At 47.7% G+C, this 15,393-nt stretch carries 19 protein-coding genes and 1 tRNA gene; 5 read left to right on the top strand and 15 right to left on the bottom strand.

Features of this window, described 5'->3' with window-relative positions; all coding sequences use genetic code 11:
* Positions 1 to 19: 19 nt before the first annotated feature.
* The 6 genes from metK to rpsU all read right to left on the bottom strand — a co-directional run bounded on the left by metK (position 20) and on the right by rpsU (position 5,699).
* The gene (gene metK, locus ACINK7_RS00630) at positions 20 to 1,180 is read right to left on the bottom strand and encodes a methionine adenosyltransferase (RefSeq protein ID WP_404359109.1); all 1,161 of its coding nucleotides are present in this window, start codon (positions 1,178 to 1,180) and stop codon (positions 20 to 22) included.
* A 63-nt stretch (positions 1,181 to 1,243) separates the two neighbouring features.
* Positions 1,244 to 1,320: transfer RNA gene (locus ACINK7_RS00625), tRNA-Ile, on the bottom strand.
* Between the two features lie 8 nt (positions 1,321 to 1,328).
* Positions 1,329 to 3,140 (bottom strand): RNA polymerase sigma factor RpoD, encoded by a 1,812-nt coding sequence (rpoD, locus tag ACINK7_RS00620; RefSeq protein ID WP_404359107.1) that lies wholly within the window; start codon positions 3,138 to 3,140, stop codon positions 1,329 to 1,331.
* Positions 3,141 to 3,227: 87 nt separating this feature from the next.
* On the bottom strand, positions 3,228 to 4,952 hold the full coding sequence (dnaG, locus tag ACINK7_RS00615) for a DNA primase (RefSeq protein WP_404359105.1): 1,725 nt from the start codon (positions 4,950 to 4,952) through the stop codon (positions 3,228 to 3,230).
* Between the two features lie 41 nt (positions 4,953 to 4,993).
* Entirely contained in the window at positions 4,994 to 5,443 is a 450-nt protein-coding gene (locus ACINK7_RS00610; RefSeq protein WP_404359103.1) for a GatB/YqeY domain-containing protein, read from the bottom strand.
* 22 nt (positions 5,444 to 5,465) lie between these two features.
* Complete coding sequence (gene rpsU / locus ACINK7_RS00605; protein WP_014146611.1) at positions 5,466 to 5,699, bottom strand: 30S ribosomal protein S21; 234 nt, start codon at positions 5,697 to 5,699, stop codon at positions 5,466 to 5,468.
* A gap of 104 nt (positions 5,700 to 5,803) precedes the next feature.
* Between rpsU and tsaD the strand changes: the two genes are divergently transcribed.
* Positions 5,804 to 6,814, top strand: coding sequence for a tRNA (adenosine(37)-N6)-threonylcarbamoyltransferase complex transferase subunit TsaD (gene tsaD, locus ACINK7_RS00600; protein ID WP_404359102.1), 1,011 nt, complete (start codon positions 5,804 to 5,806; stop codon positions 6,812 to 6,814).
* A 298-nt stretch (positions 6,815 to 7,112) separates the two neighbouring features.
* Here tsaD and plsY read toward each other — a convergent pair whose 3' ends face one another.
* Complete coding sequence (gene plsY, locus ACINK7_RS00595) at positions 7,113 to 7,688, bottom strand: glycerol-3-phosphate 1-O-acyltransferase PlsY (protein ID WP_404361501.1); 576 nt, start codon at positions 7,686 to 7,688, stop codon at positions 7,113 to 7,115.
* A gap of 136 nt (positions 7,689 to 7,824) precedes the next feature.
* On the opposite strand from plsY, the gene folB reads away from it, so the two are divergent.
* From folB to ACINK7_RS00580, 3 genes are all read left to right on the top strand, one after another.
* Positions 7,825 to 8,178, top strand: coding sequence for a dihydroneopterin aldolase (gene folB, locus ACINK7_RS00590; RefSeq protein ID WP_014146608.1), 354 nt, complete (start codon positions 7,825 to 7,827; stop codon positions 8,176 to 8,178).
* Positions 8,179 to 8,181: 3 nt separating this feature from the next.
* Entirely contained in the window at positions 8,182 to 8,694 is a 513-nt protein-coding gene (gene folK / locus ACINK7_RS00585; protein ID WP_404359100.1) for a 2-amino-4-hydroxy-6-hydroxymethyldihydropteridine diphosphokinase, read from the top strand.
* 501 nt (positions 8,695 to 9,195) lie between these two features.
* Positions 9,196 to 10,029: a hypothetical protein gene (locus tag ACINK7_RS00580; protein WP_404359098.1), complete on the top strand. Its 834-nt coding sequence runs from the start codon at positions 9,196 to 9,198 to the stop codon at positions 10,027 to 10,029.
* 31 nt (positions 10,030 to 10,060) lie between these two features.
* Here ACINK7_RS00580 and ACINK7_RS00575 read toward each other — a convergent pair whose 3' ends face one another.
* The gene (locus ACINK7_RS00575) at positions 10,061 to 10,798 is read right to left on the bottom strand and encodes a pteridine reductase (RefSeq protein ID WP_404359096.1); all 738 of its coding nucleotides are present in this window, start codon (positions 10,796 to 10,798) and stop codon (positions 10,061 to 10,063) included.
* A gap of 12 nt (positions 10,799 to 10,810) precedes the next feature.
* Here ACINK7_RS00575 and ACINK7_RS00570 point away from each other — a divergent pair, with 12 nt between their 5' ends.
* Complete coding sequence (locus tag ACINK7_RS00570) at positions 10,811 to 11,428, top strand: GDSL-type esterase/lipase family protein (protein WP_404359094.1); 618 nt, start codon at positions 10,811 to 10,813, stop codon at positions 11,426 to 11,428.
* A gap of 208 nt (positions 11,429 to 11,636) precedes the next feature.
* On the opposite strand, the gene tatC is transcribed toward ACINK7_RS00570, so the two are convergent.
* The 7 genes from tatC to hisA form a co-directional block, all read right to left on the bottom strand.
* Entirely contained in the window at positions 11,637 to 12,425 is a 789-nt protein-coding gene (gene tatC, locus ACINK7_RS00565; RefSeq protein WP_404359092.1) for a twin-arginine translocase subunit TatC, read from the bottom strand.
* Positions 12,426 to 12,430: 5 nt separating this feature from the next.
* Positions 12,431 to 12,736 (bottom strand): Sec-independent protein translocase protein TatB, encoded by a 306-nt coding sequence (tatB, locus tag ACINK7_RS00560; protein WP_125217533.1) that lies wholly within the window; start codon positions 12,734 to 12,736, stop codon positions 12,431 to 12,433.
* A 3-nt stretch (positions 12,737 to 12,739) separates the two neighbouring features.
* Entirely contained in the window at positions 12,740 to 12,952 is a 213-nt protein-coding gene (gene tatA / locus ACINK7_RS00555) for a twin-arginine translocase TatA/TatE family subunit (protein WP_341327038.1), read from the bottom strand.
* Positions 12,953 to 13,131: 179 nt separating this feature from the next.
* The gene (locus tag ACINK7_RS00550; protein WP_404359089.1) at positions 13,132 to 13,449 is read right to left on the bottom strand and encodes a phosphoribosyl-ATP diphosphatase; all 318 of its coding nucleotides are present in this window, start codon (positions 13,447 to 13,449) and stop codon (positions 13,132 to 13,134) included.
* Positions 13,446 to 13,835, bottom strand: coding sequence for a phosphoribosyl-AMP cyclohydrolase (hisI, locus tag ACINK7_RS00545; protein ID WP_404359087.1), 390 nt, complete (start codon positions 13,833 to 13,835; stop codon positions 13,446 to 13,448). Before hisI ends, ACINK7_RS00550 begins: the two co-directional genes overlap by 4 nt.
* Complete coding sequence (gene hisF / locus ACINK7_RS00540) at positions 13,832 to 14,608, bottom strand: imidazole glycerol phosphate synthase subunit HisF (protein WP_404359085.1); 777 nt, start codon at positions 14,606 to 14,608, stop codon at positions 13,832 to 13,834. The genes hisI and hisF overlap by 4 nt, the downstream gene beginning before the upstream one ends.
* A 3-nt stretch (positions 14,609 to 14,611) precedes the next feature.
* On the bottom strand, positions 14,612 to 15,349 hold the full coding sequence (hisA, locus tag ACINK7_RS00535; protein ID WP_404359083.1) for a 1-(5-phosphoribosyl)-5-[(5-phosphoribosylamino)methylideneamino]imidazole-4-carboxamide isomerase: 738 nt from the start codon (positions 15,347 to 15,349) through the stop codon (positions 14,612 to 14,614).
* Between the last annotated feature and the right edge of the window lie 44 nt (positions 15,350 to 15,393).

Below are 15,393 nucleotides of genomic sequence, written 5' to 3'. Positions count from 1 at the left end.
TGTTATCTCCTAAATTTAATTAGAGTCCGGCCGCATCTCTCAATGCATCGGCTTTATCGGTTTTTTCCCAACTGAAGGACGCTTCGGTTCTACCGAAATGGCCGTACGCAGCAGTCGCTTGATAAATCGGCTTCAATAAGTCCAATGCAGCAATCAAGCCTTTCGGTCTTAAGTCGAAATGTTCCCGAATAATTTGTACCAACCTTTCTTCACCGATTTTTCCGGTCCCGAAAGTCTCGACGCTGATCGAAGTCGGTTCGGCAACACCGATCGCATAGGAAACTTGGATTTCGCAACGCTCGGCAAGGCCTGCCGCAACAATATTTTTTGCGACATAGCGCGCCATGTAAGCTGCAGATCTATCCACTTTCGACGGATCCTTGCCGGAAAATGCGCCTCCGCCGTGTCTTGCCATCCCGCCGTAGGTATCGACGATGATTTTACGGCCGGTTAAACCGCAATCGCCGACCGGACCGCCGATCACGAAATTACCAGTCGGATTGATGAAATATTTGGTGTCTTTATGCAACCATTCCTTAGGCAGAACATGCAAAATAATCTCGTCCATGACGGCTTCATGAATCTGCTTGGCACCGATTTCCGGAGAATGTTGGGTCGACAATACGACTGCGTCGATCGCGACCGGCTTATTGTTCTCATAGCGGAAAGTAATTTGGCTTTTCGCATCCGGTCTAAGCCATGGCAGGGTTTTATTTTTGCGAACTTCCGCTTGGCGTTTGACCAATAAATGTGAATAAGTGATCGGAGCCGGCATTAACACGTCAGTTTCATTAGTCGCATAACCGAACATCAAGCCTTGGTCGCCCGCACCTTGTTCATGATTATCGGACTCGTTGACGCCCATCGCGATATCGGACGACTGCTTGCCGATTGCGTTCAAGACCGCGCAACTTTGTCCGTCGAAACCGATATCGCCATGATCGTAACCGATCTCGCAGACGACTTTTCTGACCAGTGCTTCGGTATCCACCCATGCATCGGTTGTGATTTCGCCGGCTAAAATAACCATACCGGTTTTAACCATTGTTTCGCAGGCCACCCGCGAGCGAGGATCTTGCTCTAGGAGTGCATCCAATACCGCATCGGAAATTTGATCCGCGACTTTATCTGGATGACCTTCCGAAACCGATTCTGATGTAAAAATAAAATTATTGCTCACGACACCGCCTTTACTCTCTAATGTCTAATACACAAAAGGCTGCATCAGCAGCCTTTCAAATGATGGTGGGCCCTGTAGGACTTGAACCTACGACCTGCCGATTATGAGTCGGACGCTCTAACCAACTGAGCTAAGGGCCCTTAAACTTTTATTCGCCATCCAAGAAGCAGCGCAATTGTTCGGATCTCGACGGATGTCTCAATTTTCTTAACGCTTTTGCTTCTATTTGCCGTATCCTTTCGCGAGTCACATCAAACTGTTTACCAACCTCTTCCAAAGTGTGATCGGTGTTCATATTAATCCCAAATCGCATCCTCAAGACTTTTGCTTCTCTAGCTGTCAAACCGGCCAACACACTTTGGGTCGACTCTCTAAGGCCTGCAATCGTCGCCGATTCAATGGGGGACAATACTTTAGCATCTTCTATGAAATCTCCCAAATGAGAATCTTCATCATCGCCGATCGGTGTTTCCATAGAAATCGGTTCTTTCGCAATTTTCAATACTTTACGAACTTTATCTTCAGGCATTTCCATACGCTCGGCCAGTTCTTCAGGGGTCGCTTCGCGGCCTAATTCTTGCAGAATCTGTCTTGAAATCCGGTTTAATTTATTGATCGTTTCGATCATATGTACCGGAATTCTAATCGTTCTGGCCTGATCGGCAATCGAACGCGTGATCGCCTGTCTGATCCACCAGGTCGCATAAGTCGAAAACTTATAACCGCGGCGGTACTCGAATTTATCGACCGCCTTCATTAAGCCGATATTGCCTTCCTGAATCAAATCCAGGAACTGCAAGCCGCGATTGGTATATTTTTTTGCAATCGAAATGACCAGTCTTAAGTTCGCCTCGATCATCTCTTTCTTAGCTCGCCTGACTTTTGCTTCGCCAATCGACATACGACGATTAATATCCTTGATGTCGCTAACTGACAAGCCATAAGTACTGGAAATATCGGCTAATACCGATTGCGCCTTCTTGACTTCCTGTTCATTTTCCGCGATGACCTGATTATCAATTCCCGTCGATCGCAGATATTGAACCAACCATTCGTAATCGGCCTCATGACCGGTCATTGCAATAATAAATTCTTTGCGTGTCATTTTGGCTTCATTGACACACAGGTCCGCTATTAACCTTTCCTTTTCACGGATCAGGGCGACCGCCTCTGAAACGGTAGCCGTCAACCTTTTAAAATATTGCGGAGCCCATTTAAACTCGATAAAACTTTCCGCAAGCTCATCTAGCTTTTCATTGACCTTAGGATCGCCGTAACCATGTTTCTTGATTGCCGCCGCCGCCGATTTATGCAGCTTACGCAGCACTTCGACTTTTTCCTTGACATCATTATAGTCAAGTCCTTTGACTTCATCTTCGTCGGCGTCCTCATCGACCGAGTCGTCATTAGCCGCTTGACTACTGAAAACCGCCTCCGGTTCACTAAGATCGACGAAGCCGGAAACTAAGTCCGTCAAACGAATACCGCCCTCTTCGTCCGATATAGAATCGAAGTCACTAATGAATTCATCAACGACTTTACAGGAACGCGAAATCGCTCTGACAACCTGTTGCTGCCCTTCTTCTATGCGTTTGGCGATTTTTAATTCGTCTTCTCGGTTCAGTAATTCAACCGATCCCATTTCCCTCATATACATGCGAACCGGATCGGTAGTTCTGCCGAACTCGCTATCAACGGAGGCTAATGCTGCTACTTCGTCATCATCATCCTCATCACCGGTAACCGCAGCACCGTCGGTAATGAGTGAATCTTCATCGGGGGCATCCTCATAAACTTGAATACCCATGTCGTTGATCATACCGATGATATCTTCTATCTGTTCCGGATCGGCAATATCGCTGGGCAAATGATCGTTAACCTCGGCATACGTCAAGTAACCTTGTACTTTACCTTTGGCTATCAATTGTTTAAGTTGGGACTGCTGTTGTTCTTGATTCATCACTCACTCACAGAATACGATCAGCACAATTACGCTGAACAGGAAATTATACAACATATTCTTTTTTATGTTAATAAGAATTCCCTTTTATCGGCTTACCAGTAATCTCCCTAATATTTCTCGCTCCTCTCGACTTAAGCCTTCCGCCGACTCTTTTTCTAATAACTGCTCAATACGACTTTCTCTCGCTTGCGCATTCAATCGCTCCAAAGCGTCTGAAAATTCGGCACGAATCCCGTCCTCGGGAACCATCACATCTAAAAAAACCAGTTGCTTAACGACTTTCTCGCTGTTTCGTCCGCGAAACAACTCTAAAAGCATGGAAAGATTTTTCGGATGTTCGCTCGAAATCAGATCGACAGCCTCTTTAAACAATTCCTTGCCGGGAAAGTTCAAACTATTCCAATCGAGCTCTTTTTGCTCGACAATCTCGACTAATTCCGGATTTTGCAACAGCAAAGAAACGGCCACCCTTGCAGGCGACAAGCGCTTTTTATCCCTATGGACAGCAGCCTTATGCACCCTTGTCAGTGTAGCCGTATTTTCTAAAACGTCCAGTTTATTGAAACCCGATAAATCCTGAAGTCTTTGATACATCATCTCCCTGAATACGCCAACCGGCAATTGCTCTAAATACTTTTTCGAACGGCTAATCAATTGCGCGCGGCCCTCCATCGACTCCAGCGACAATTCGTCTTGAACACGGCCGAAAAAATATTCAGATAGCGTTGCCGCCGAAGCAATGCCACGCTCAAATGCAGCAACACCTTCCACTCTAATTAATGAATCGGGATCCTGTCCTTCGGGCAGCAGCATGATTTTTACCTGTCGACCATCTTTCAAACAGGGAAAAGTCGCCTCCATCGCACGCCAAGCCGCTTCTTTTCCGGCCTTGTCGCCATCGAAACAAAACACCAATTCCGAACTAAATCGGAACAATAATTCCATATGCGTCTTGGACGTCGACGTACCTAAAGTCGCAACGGCATAGCCGATACCGAACTGAGCCAAGGCCACCACATCCATATAGCCCTCGACCACCAGAATCCGTTCCGGCCTTGAATGGCTTTGCAGTAATTCATAAAGCCCGTAAACTTCATTACCTTTAGAAAATATGGGCGTTTCCGGTGAATTCAAGTATTTCGGCAAAGAATCATCCAATACCCTCGCGCCGAAACCTACGACGCGCCCACGTTTATCGCGGATAGGAAACATGACTCTACCGCGGAAGCGATCATATCCGCCCCCACCCTCCTTGCTAACAAGCAACCCGGCTTTAGTAAGCGCCTCAAAATTGAAACGGGAAGCCAATGTATTCCAGCCTTCAGGCGCATAACCCAATTGATACGCCTTAGCGATTGCACCGCTGACACCACGACGCTTTAAATAATCGATCGCCTTCTTGCCGTCTCCGCTCGCTAATTGTTCAGCATAAAATGCGGCTACTTGATCCATCAATTCGTAGAGCGGCCCGACATCGCTCCGGGAGCTTCCTGCCGGCGCTACAATTGACTCGCGCGGCACCGAAACACCGACAAATGCAGCCAGATCTTCGACCGCCTCGACAAAATCCAAATGGCTAAAATCCATTAAGAAACTGATGGCATTGCCGCTGGCTCCGCAACCAAAACAATAAAAGAACTGTTTTTTACGATTAACCGAAAAACTAGGCGTTTTTTCTGTGTGAAACGGACAGCGCGCTACAAAGTTGCTACCCGTTTTTTTTAAAGGAACGTGCGAGTCGATTAAATCAACGATGTCAACTCGCAGTAGGAGATCATTAATAAAGTCTCGAGGAATTCTACCGGACATAGATTACCCGGAACTCAAACTTTAATAGACGAATCGGACTATCACCCTGCTAAAACGGCTTTAATTTTTGCACTAACGATCGACATATCGGCGCGGCCTTGCATTTTATTCCTCAACAACCCCATCACTTTACCCATATCCTTAACCGATTCGGCACCGGATTGCTCAACCGCTTCGGCAACCATTTCATCGATTTCCTGCTCGGTTAGTGCCTGCGGCAGATAGTCCTGAATCACCAAAATCTCGGCTTCTTCGACCTCGACCAAATCCATGCGGTTTGCCCCTGAATACTGCCTAATCGACTCCCTGCGCTGCTTGACCATTTTATCGAGCACGGCAATGATCTGATCATTATCGAGTTCGATACGCTCATCGACCTCGCGCTGTTTGATGGCCGCCATGATTAAACGTATCACGGCGAGTCTCGCTTTATCGCCGCCCTTCATGGCGGCTTTCATATCTTCCTTGATACGGTCTTTTAGTAATTCCATACCAATATCAATTCCGGTCGAATTATAATTGCGGACGACCGCGGCGCAGATTTTTCAACGCATAACGCTCGCGAGCCAATTTTTTTAAATGACGCTTGATCGCCGCCGCACCTTTTCTTTTACGTTCGGCAGTGGGTTTTTCATAGAATTCACGACGTCTGACTTCGGACAGGACACCGGCTTTCTCGCAAGCACGCTTAAAACGGCGAATAGCAATATCGAATGGTTCGTTTTCTTTTACTTTTACTGACGGCATTATTAATGATCCAACTGTGTTAATATTTAAAAATCGAGGGACGATAGTCCCTATATAAAAATGAACTCATTATTATACGCCCTCTTAGCATTTTTTCAAAAACCATGTACGTTTTAGGCTTAGAAACTTCCTGCGATGAAACCGGAGTCGCTATTTATCATTCCGAAAAAGGTCTCATCAACCATTTGCTCTACAGTCAAATCGACATGCACAGCGAATACGGCGGCGTCGTTCCCGAACTGGCCTCCCGCGACCATATTCGCAAACTCGTCCCGCTGATCAAACAATGCATGAACGAAGCCGGGCTAACGAGCCGAGATATCGGCGGTATTGCTTATACTGCAGGGCCTGGATTAATGGGCGCCTTGCTAGTCGGCGCGGCTACCGCAAACAGCTTAGCTTGGGCTTGGCGCAAACCGGCGATCGCAGTTCATCACATGGAAGGGCACTTACTCGCGCCAATGCTGGAAAACAATCCGCCGTCATTTCCATTTCTAGCCCTATTGATTTCGGGAGGTCATACGATGCTGGTCGAAGTTACAGGTATTGGCCGATATCGCTTATTGGGAGAATCGCTCGACGACGCTGCCGGCGAAGCCTTCGACAAAACCGCCAAAATGCTCGGCCTGGGTTATCCCGGAGGCCCCAAACTATCCGAACTAGCCAAACGCGGTACGCCACGCTTTAAATTCCCAAGGCCTATGACCGACCGACCCGGGCTCGATTTCAGTTTCAGCGGCCTAAAAACTTACACAATGAATGCATTGCACGACACAGCGCAATCCGATCAAGACAAAGCCGACATCGCCTTCGCATTTCAGACCGCCGTTGCTGAAACATTGAGCATCAAATGCAAGCGCGCACTACAACAAACCCGGCTGGATAAACTGGTCGTGGCCGGCGGCGTCAGCGCTAATTCGGCCATTCGCCAATCTTTGACGGAAATGACCGACAAAGAACAAGCCCTAATTTATTTTCCACGACCTGAATTTTGTACAGATAACGGTGCAATGATTGCCTATGCCGGTTGCCAACGCTTGATGGCCGACCAACACCAAGGAAGCGTTATATTTGCGCGCGCACGCTGGCCGATTGAAGAACTGCCGCCGGTTTAACTTGCTATAGTTTTCGCACTTCAAATTTCGGCATTGCTTAAGGAGGCGACGAAACCCTCGTCAAACACACCCGAACCTCTAACTGCTAACTGCTATACCCATCGTAGATCAAAATTCGGCGCCTGGATGTCCGCTAAAGGACGCCGTGAATACGTCCATGTAGGCTCTATGCCAGCTCCATGCTGGCAAAGCCTTTATCGGACACCCAGGCGCCTCCTCAGGCGCTGCCGAAATTTGAAGTACGAAAGGTATAACTGCTAACTAAAAATTATAAGCAACCGAACGAACCCCAATTGGTTTAGCTCTCCTCGCCGGCCAATAGCCTCTGTATGTTACTTTTATGACGCCACAATAATAATACGGTCATCAACACACAAGACCCGACCAGACCTGGACTCCCGACAAGATACCATGCATAAGCGGACGATAAGCTCGATGCAATCAAAGCCGATAAAGACGAAATCTTGGAAATTTTATAAATTAATAGCCAAGTTGCGATAACAGCGAAGCCTAATGCCCATGAAAAACCCAGTAATACACCAACCGATGTCGCGACCCCTTTACCGCCTTTGAATCCAAAAAAAACCGGATACAAATGCCCAAGAAATGCCGCCAAACCGATCAAGGCCAACGCATCGACAGGCACGCCCAGTATTTTTGCCAAATACACAGGCAATAAGCCCTTCAGCATATCGCCTAACAACGTGATGCCGGCCGCTTTTTTTCCGCCGATTCTCATCACATTCGTCGCCCCGGGATTTCCGGACCCCTGCTCACGAGGATCAGGTAAACCCATCATTCGACAAACAATAATCGCACTCGAAACCGAACCCGCCAAATACGCGAACAGCACAAACAACCCTTCAAGCATTATTTCACCTATCAACATAGAACTGTATTTTCCCCAATATTCAATAAATTTGATGATATTTACGGCCAATTACTATAAATTTACCTTATATCATTCTTATATCGATAATAACTCAACGACATAATAAACGGAAAATTCAATGGACATCATTTTTTTAGGTGGTTTGGAAATCGAAACGATCATTGGCATCTATGACTGGGAAAGAACCCAAAAACAAACCGTAGTACTAGATATCCAAATGGCCTTCGATATTAGCAAAGCAGCCGAGACCGACGATATCAAGCATGCCCTCGACTATAAGTCCGTTTCCAAACGCATTATCTCGTTTGTCGAAGCGAGCGAATTTTTTCTAGTCGAAAAATTAATCGAAGAAATTGCTAAACTGATACAAAGCGAATTTCATGTACCATGGGTAAAAATCGTATTAAACAAAAAAGGCGCCATTCGCGGAGCCAGCGATGTCGGCATTATCATCGAACGAGGTGAAAAATAAATCATGGCCCGATGCTACATAAGCATAGGCAGCAATATCGACCGGGATGACAACATCCCCTCTAGCTTGCGCGCGCTCGACCATCATTTCGGCCAACTGATCATTTCCAGTCTTTACGAATCGGAAGCGGTCGGCTTCAACGGCGATAATTTTTATAATCTTGTCGTGGGATTCGATACCGAGCTCAATGTCAAGTGCGTCGCCAAAATACTCAAACAAATCGAACTAGAGCATGGCAGGGTTCGCGACAGTAAAAAATTTTCCGCGCGAACACTAGATCTTGATTTACTGTTATACGACGACCTAATTATCGAAGATGGCCGATTACAAATACCTCGCAAGGAAATCGAACAATACGCCTTCGTCCTTGAGCCGCTCGCAGAAATTGCTCCGGACAGCAAACATCCGATTAGCCGATTAAGTTACAAAGAATTATGGCAAAATCTAGACAAAAGCAATGTCAAGCAAACGCGTATACGACCCGATTGGCCTCTTAAGCAACGATCTGTTTTTTAACTTCGTCATTCTAAAATTTAAATTTAAGCTACACTGGCATTCTTAACTTACATTCAAATCTGGTCGATAAAAAATCGAATCGCTCAGCATTTTTCATACTTAGGATTCGGTCATAAATAACTTCCCTATTTTTAATGCAAGGTAAGCTGGTTCGGTTGCTCGATTAACAGGTGTCGGCGGCAGGGCAGATTTTTGCTCCTTGGCAATCAGTCGACGCCGTCAAGCCTACACAGATGTATTACGGCGCCCTGTCAAGCCCCCTCAACAAAGCTCCAGCTATTCCCAATTTGAGAATAAAAAAGGGTGCGGAGTGTGCTTGGCGAGGATGTCGTCGGCAGGGAGCCGCCGCCAAGCCCTCATGGATGGGTTTACGGCGATCCTCGACAGGCATACCCTGAACACGGAGAAATTTCTCAAACCGAGAATTGCTGACAAAGCTCATAGTCCCAGGAATTTATTTGTCACGAAATCCTTAACTAAAATAAATCATTATAATTTTCGATGACCTCAAACATTTCTCACACAAACCGCGGACTCGATAAATCTCTTGAGTCGTTTAACGCGGATTTACATCGATTGGCGAAGCAACAACTGCAAGAACACGCAGGCGCAAGGACATTCAAGATTTATCATCAACAACAAGCTTTTTGGATTAAACAGAGCCAGATTGCTCACCGTAGAATTTGGCATTGGCTCGGAGCAGTTGTCGCGATACTGAGCCGCAATCCCTTACTAAAACCCACCGTCGCTACCGGAGGGCCCGAGGCATTGAAAGCCGAGGCTAACCGCTTGAGAAAGCTTGCGGCTTTAGGCGTCAGCGTTCCTCAAATCGTTGCCGAAGGCAAGGACTGGTTCATGCTTAATGATATCGGCCGCCCATTGACAGGCTGGATTAGAGACCCCGAAGTTTCGCGGGAACAAAAACGCACAATCGTCAAAAAGGCCTCCGAACAATTGGCCTTGCTTCACAGTCAAGGACTCTGGCACGGCCGCCCTGCTTTCAGAGACATGGCTTACGATGGTCAATTCTTCGGATTTTTAGATTTCGAGGAAGATCCGGGCTGTGTACTGACTCCGGCTCAATGCATGATGCGCGATACTTTGCTTTATATCCATAGCTTACATCGATACCTGGCCCATGATCGACCTATGATACTAGAAGCCATCGAAGCCTACCGACAACTGGCGCCTAAATCGACTTGGGGCAATACTCTTTCCTTTGCAAGACAAGTTTGGCTGATTTACGGGCTGCTGGCTTTGCTGCACCGTTATTTAGGAAAAGATGCAAAATACGCTTACCAAACCCTCAAAACCCTAAGAAACTACGGCAACTAAAGACGATTCCCCAAATGCATTCGCTGAAGGGTTAGCAAAATAATGTTCTCCCCCCATCGACCGCAATGACTTGGCCGGTAATGTAATCTGCGTCCTTGATTAAAAACCGTACCGCGCGAGCAATATCCTCGGGCGCGCCATTGCGTTTCAGCGCAATCCGTTCGAGAATCTCTTGCTTAACCGCTTCCGACATATCCTGCTCCGGCCATAAAATTGCGCCGGGCGACACTGCGTTGACCCTGATATCGGGGCCTAGCTCCTTGGCCATAACCCGGGTCATTGCCACTAAACCGGCCTTGGCTATACTGTAAACCGGATAGCCTTTGAGCCCCCGTTCCGCATGAATATCGGTAATATTCACGACACAGCCTCGCCTTGCCGAAAGCTCCTCGACTAAGGCTTGCGTTAAAAAAAACGGCGCTTTGAGATTACTACCGATCAACTCATCCCAGTCATGCTCGGAAACTTGGCCGATTCCGGTCGGATAAAACGAAGACGCATTATTGACCAAGGCATCGATACCGCCCCAGGCCGTTTTCGCATAATTGGCCAACAATAACAATTCAGCCTTTACCGCCAAATCCGCCTTAACTATCTGCGCCGAATCGGGCCGAATGTCGTTCAACAGATCGCTCAACTGCAGAGCACTACGCTCCGATGATCTATAATGCAACAAAATATTAAATCCGCTTTCATGCAATAACTTCGCACAGACCGCACCAATTCGCTTGGCGCCACCGGTAATCAATACATTTTTGCGCACGGACACCCCTTCTCGCTTATGAATAAAACCGTACTACTCATCGGATTTTACTTATTAATCAACGCTTGTAGCGAATCGCCACCCACGCTTCCCGAACTACCCGAAAATGCCGTCATTCTCGCGTTCGGCGATAGCTTGACTTATGGCTCCGGCGCCTCTGACGGTGACGACTATCCTCGCGTATTATCCGAATTGATAGGCCGCGAAGTCATCAACGAAGGTCTCCCGGGAGAAACGAGTCAATCGGGCGCGCAACGCCTGCCGGCCTTACTCGACGAATATCGCCCGGACTTGTTGATCTTGATTCACGGCGGTAACGACATGCTACGGAAAATCCCCGCCCAGGAAACCATCGACCATCTCAACTCGATGATCGCAGAAGCGCAGCAACGCAATATCGGCGTGATTATGGTGGGCGTCCCTAAGCCCGCGTTATTTTTGTTGGATAGTGCGGAATTTTATCGCACCGTAGCCGAACAACATGCCATTCCGGCAGATCTGAATACGCTGCCTGAACTACTCGGCAGTACCGAATTCAAATCGGATCCGGTTCATCTGAATCCTGCCGGCTACAGAAAGCTCGCTGAAAAAATCCGAGATTTATTGATCAAAACAGGCGCGTTGGCGCCAGTCTAACGATCATGAAGAAACCGTCATCGCCCCGGCAAATAAAAGTTTAACCGTGTAGCCCGGATGGAGCGCAAGCGCAATCCGGGACGTTCGAGACCACGCAATCCCTGTATTCCGCTTACGCTGCATACGGGCTACGCACTCGAATTATCTATCGAAAAATTAAATAAGGAATGCAAATCGTCGAACTTTCACAGTAAAATTTAGAAAAATATCAATCTTTGTCGCTATCGTTAAAACTCTGCAATTGACCCGATAACGCCTCGGCGGGCTTACGCACAAATAATCGGGAAAACAACAAACCGAGTTCGAACAAAAGCCACATCGGAATAGCCAACAAAGTCTGAGATATTGCATCCGGGGGCGTCAAAAACATTCCGATGATAAAAGCGCCGACAATCACATAAGGGCGTTTTTCAGCCAAGGCTTTCGGGGTAATCAGGCCGGTCCAGACCAATACGATCGTAAAAATCGGCACCTCGAATGCCAAGCCGAAGGCAAAAAACAAGGTCAGCACAAAGTCCAGATATTTTGCGATATCGGTCATTACCGCGACGCCGGTCGGCGCGGCTGCGGTCAGGAAGCCGAAGATCAAAGGAAACACAACGAAATACGCAAACACAACGCCCAGATAGAACAGAAACGTACTTGCAATCAAGAGCGGCAAAATCATGCGTCGCTCGTTTCTATAGAGACCCGGCGCGACAAAAGCCCAAAATTGATAAAGAATGATCGGTACCGCGATAAAAACCGACAGCACCAAGGCTAACTTGAAGGGTGTAAAAAACGGAGATGCAACATCGATCGCGATCATCGTGCTGTTTTCCGGCAAGTGCGCTAATAACGGCCCCGCCAAATAACTATAGATTTCATTAGCATAAGAAGCTAAACCGAGAAACACGACTAAAACCGACAAAACCACCTTTAACAGACGATTTCGCAATTCGATCAAATGGGAAATAAACGGCTGCTCTTGCGTTTCTTCGAAATTATCGCGGCTCATAGGATTTATTTAGGTTTGCTTTGGTCTTCCGAAGCCGATTCAATGCCGGATTGAATCGAGTGTGCCGCTTCCTTGGTTTCATCCAAAGTTGCTTGTATTTCATCGAACGCCGATTGCTCTTTCAGCACTTGACGAATTTCCTCGGCTTGTAATTCCTGCTTGATTTCCGCTTTCACCGAGGCAACGGTATTCCGTAATTTTCCTACCCAAAATCCGGCAATTCGAGCGGCTTTCGGCAACCTCTCCGGCCCAATGACCAATAAGCTGACCAAGCCGATCAGAATCAATTCCCAAAAACCGACATCGAACATAATTTAAACTTTGTCCTGCTCCGACGGCGCTTTTTCTTTTGACTTTTCGGTATCGTCCTCGGCCAGTTGCTTATCTACCTCGCCGTCTTTTACCGCCGAACGAAAACTTTTGATCGCACCGCCCAAATCCGAACCGATATTGCGCAAGCGCTTGGTACCGAACAAAACAATCACGATCACCAAAATAATCAACAATTGCGTGACACTCATGCCCATTTTTTAACTCCGGTTGTTTTAGTGAATAGCGAATGGAAAATCGTAAATTGAGTTCGTACTTTTGCTTTTGTGTTTATACATCGAGCTATTCAGCAGCATCAGCTTAAACGAAGGACACAATGAACCCGGAAATAAACACGGCTTCTGCCATCCATTGACTATTCACTATTGACCCTTCTCTATTTCCCCCGGCTCGCTTTTTCCTCGAGTCCGGACAGTCCGAAACGACGTTGCAATTCGCGCAACACATCGTTTGGCCCCAGTCCTTGATGCGCCAACATCACCATGCTGTGAAACCAAAGATCGGCCGTTTCGTAAACGATTTTTTCTTTATCGCCATCCTTCGCGGCCATGACCGTCTCGGTCGCTTCTTCACCGATCTTCTTTAAAATACTATCCAAACCTTTCGCATATAGGCTTGCGACGTAAGACTTGTCGGCCGACTCCTCTTTACGTTGCTCCAGAATTGTAGCCAGCTCTTGCAATACTTGATTCATTTTTTATAGATCGTTTGAGGGTCTTTCAAAACCGGTTCGACTGCCTGCCATTGATCGTCTTTCAAAGTTCGATAAAAACAACTTTCACGGCCGGTATGACAAGCGATGCCGCCCTGCTGTTCAATTTTCAGCAAAATAACATCTTCATCGCAATCTAGATAGACGCCGAGCACTTTTTGCCGATGACCCGATTCCTCGCCTTTACGCCATAGTCGGTTACGGGAACGCGACCAATACACCGCATAGCCTTCGCTGACCGTCAACGACAGCGATTCGCGGTTCATCCAGGCAAACATCATCACCTTGCCGCTATCGGCTTGCTGCGCAATGACAGGAACTAAGCCGTCACTAGTCCAACGAATTTCATCTAGCCATCTTTCGCTCATGACAAACGCACCTCGATACCTTTTCCGGCCATGTGTTCCTTGGCCTGCTGCACGGTATATTCGGCAAAATGAAAAATACTCGCGGCCAAGACCGCATCGGCCTTGCCTTCTATAATGCCGTCAGCCAAGTGATCCAAATTGCCGACCCCGCCCGAAGCAATCACCGGCACGGCCACAGCCTCGCTGACCGCGCGAGTCAAAGCCAAATCAAAACCTTCGCGCGTTCCGTCCCTATCCATACTGGTCAATAATATTTCGCCGGCACCGTAATCGGTCATTTTTTTTGCCCACTCGACCGCATCGATACCGGTCGGCTTGCGGCCGCCATGAGTAAATATTTCCCAACGATTGGTTTGCCCCGCTTCACTAACTTTTTTAGCGTCGATCGCAACGACGATACATTGCGAACCGAATCGCGAAGCCGCTTCGCGCACAAATTCGGGATTGCTTACCGCCGCACTATTGATACCGACTTTATCGGCGCCGGCATTCAGCATGCGCCGGATATCGTCGAGCGTTCTGATACCGCCGCCGACCGTCAACGGAATAAAAACCTCGCCGGCCACTTGTTCGACCACATGCACGATCGTATCGCGATCATGATGCGTCGCAGTAATATCAAGAAAAGTCAGTTCGTCCGCACCTTCTCGGTCATAGCGCCTGGCGATTTCGACCGGATCGCCGGCATCGCGGATATCGACGAATTTTACACCCTTGACGACACGCCCGTTATCGACATCTAAACAAGGAATGATGCGTTTAGCCAGACTCATAAATCAATCGCCGAAAGACTCTGCCAACTTAGCAGCTTCGGCAAAATCCAATGTTCCTTCATAGATTGCACGCCCTGTTATCGCACCGACAATACCATCGCCGACATGCTTGCCGAGCGCCTTGATATCGTCCAAATTGGTTATACCGCCCGACGCGATCACCGGAATTCGGATCGAGCGAGCCAATTCGGCGGTCGCCTCGACATTGACGCCGCTCATCATGCCATCGCGTGAAATATCGGTATAAATGATCGCTTCGACACCGTCTGCCTCAAATTTCTGCGCCAAATCGATCACATCATGATGGGAAAGTTTAGACCAACCGTCGATGGCCACTTTACCGTTCTTAGCATCGAGCCCGACGATGATATGCCCCGGAAACTCGATTGCAACATCTTTGATAAAGTGCGGCTCGCTGACCGCTTTAGTTCCGATGATGACATATTGCACGCCGGCTTCGAGATACGCCTGAATCGTATCCTCGTCGCGAATACCGCCGCCGATCTGTACCGGTATATCCGGATAGGCTTCGACAATACTCCGGATAATCGCAGCATTTTTCGGTTTACCGGCAAACGCACCGTCCAAATCCACCAAGTGAATGCGCTTCGCACCGGCTTCGACCCATTTCCCGGCAACGCTCACCGGATCGTCTGAAAACACCGTATCATCGTCCATATTGCCCTGCCGCAAACGGACACATTTTCCTTCTTTCAAATCGATTGCAGGTATCAACAACATAAGATCAACATCCTCAAGATTTTAATGCCGGATTAACCGGACGC

It is taken from the genome of Methylotuvimicrobium sp. KM1 (assembly GCF_044788715.1).
Lineage (GTDB): Bacteria > Pseudomonadota > Gammaproteobacteria > Methylococcales > Methylomonadaceae > Methylotuvimicrobium.
This window is presented reverse-complemented; position numbering and strand designations above follow the sequence as displayed.

Coding starts and splice junctions, on each gene's coding strand:
- rpoD (WP_404359107.1), bottom strand. CDS start 3,140: ATGAATCAAGAACAACAGCAGTCCCAACTTAAACAATTGATAGCCAAA.
- dnaG (WP_404359105.1), bottom strand. CDS start 4,952: ATGTCCGGTAGAATTCCTCGAGACTTTATTAATGATCTCCTACTGCGA.
- ACINK7_RS00610 (WP_404359103.1), bottom strand. CDS start 5,443: ATGGAATTACTAAAAGACCGTATCAAGGAAGATATGAAAGCCGCCATG.
- rpsU (WP_014146611.1), bottom strand. CDS start 5,699: ATGCCGTCAGTAAAAGTAAAAGAAAACGAACCATTCGATATTGCTATT.
- tsaD (WP_404359102.1), top strand. CDS start 5,804: ATGTACGTTTTAGGCTTAGAAACTTCCTGCGATGAAACCGGAGTCGCT.
- folB (WP_014146608.1), top strand. CDS start 7,825: ATGGACATCATTTTTTTAGGTGGTTTGGAAATCGAAACGATCATTGGC.
- folK (WP_404359100.1), top strand. CDS start 8,182: ATGGCCCGATGCTACATAAGCATAGGCAGCAATATCGACCGGGATGAC.
- ACINK7_RS00580 (WP_404359098.1), top strand. CDS start 9,196: ATGACCTCAAACATTTCTCACACAAACCGCGGACTCGATAAATCTCTT.
- ACINK7_RS00570 (WP_404359094.1), top strand. CDS start 10,811: ATGAATAAAACCGTACTACTCATCGGATTTTACTTATTAATCAACGCT.
- tatC (WP_404359092.1), bottom strand. CDS start 12,425: ATGAGCCGCGATAATTTCGAAGAAACGCAAGAGCAGCCGTTTATTTCC.
- tatB (WP_125217533.1), bottom strand. CDS start 12,736: ATGTTCGATGTCGGTTTTTGGGAATTGATTCTGATCGGCTTGGTCAGC.
- tatA (WP_341327038.1), bottom strand. CDS start 12,952: ATGGGCATGAGTGTCACGCAATTGTTGATTATTTTGGTGATCGTGATT.
- ACINK7_RS00550 (WP_404359089.1), bottom strand. CDS start 13,449: ATGAATCAAGTATTGCAAGAGCTGGCTACAATTCTGGAGCAACGTAAA.
- hisI (WP_404359087.1), bottom strand. CDS start 13,835: ATGAGCGAAAGATGGCTAGATGAAATTCGTTGGACTAGTGACGGCTTA.
- hisF (WP_404359085.1), bottom strand. CDS start 14,608: ATGAGTCTGGCTAAACGCATCATTCCTTGTTTAGATGTCGATAACGGG.
- hisA (WP_404359083.1), bottom strand. CDS start 15,349: ATGTTGTTGATACCTGCAATCGATTTGAAAGAAGGAAAATGTGTCCGT.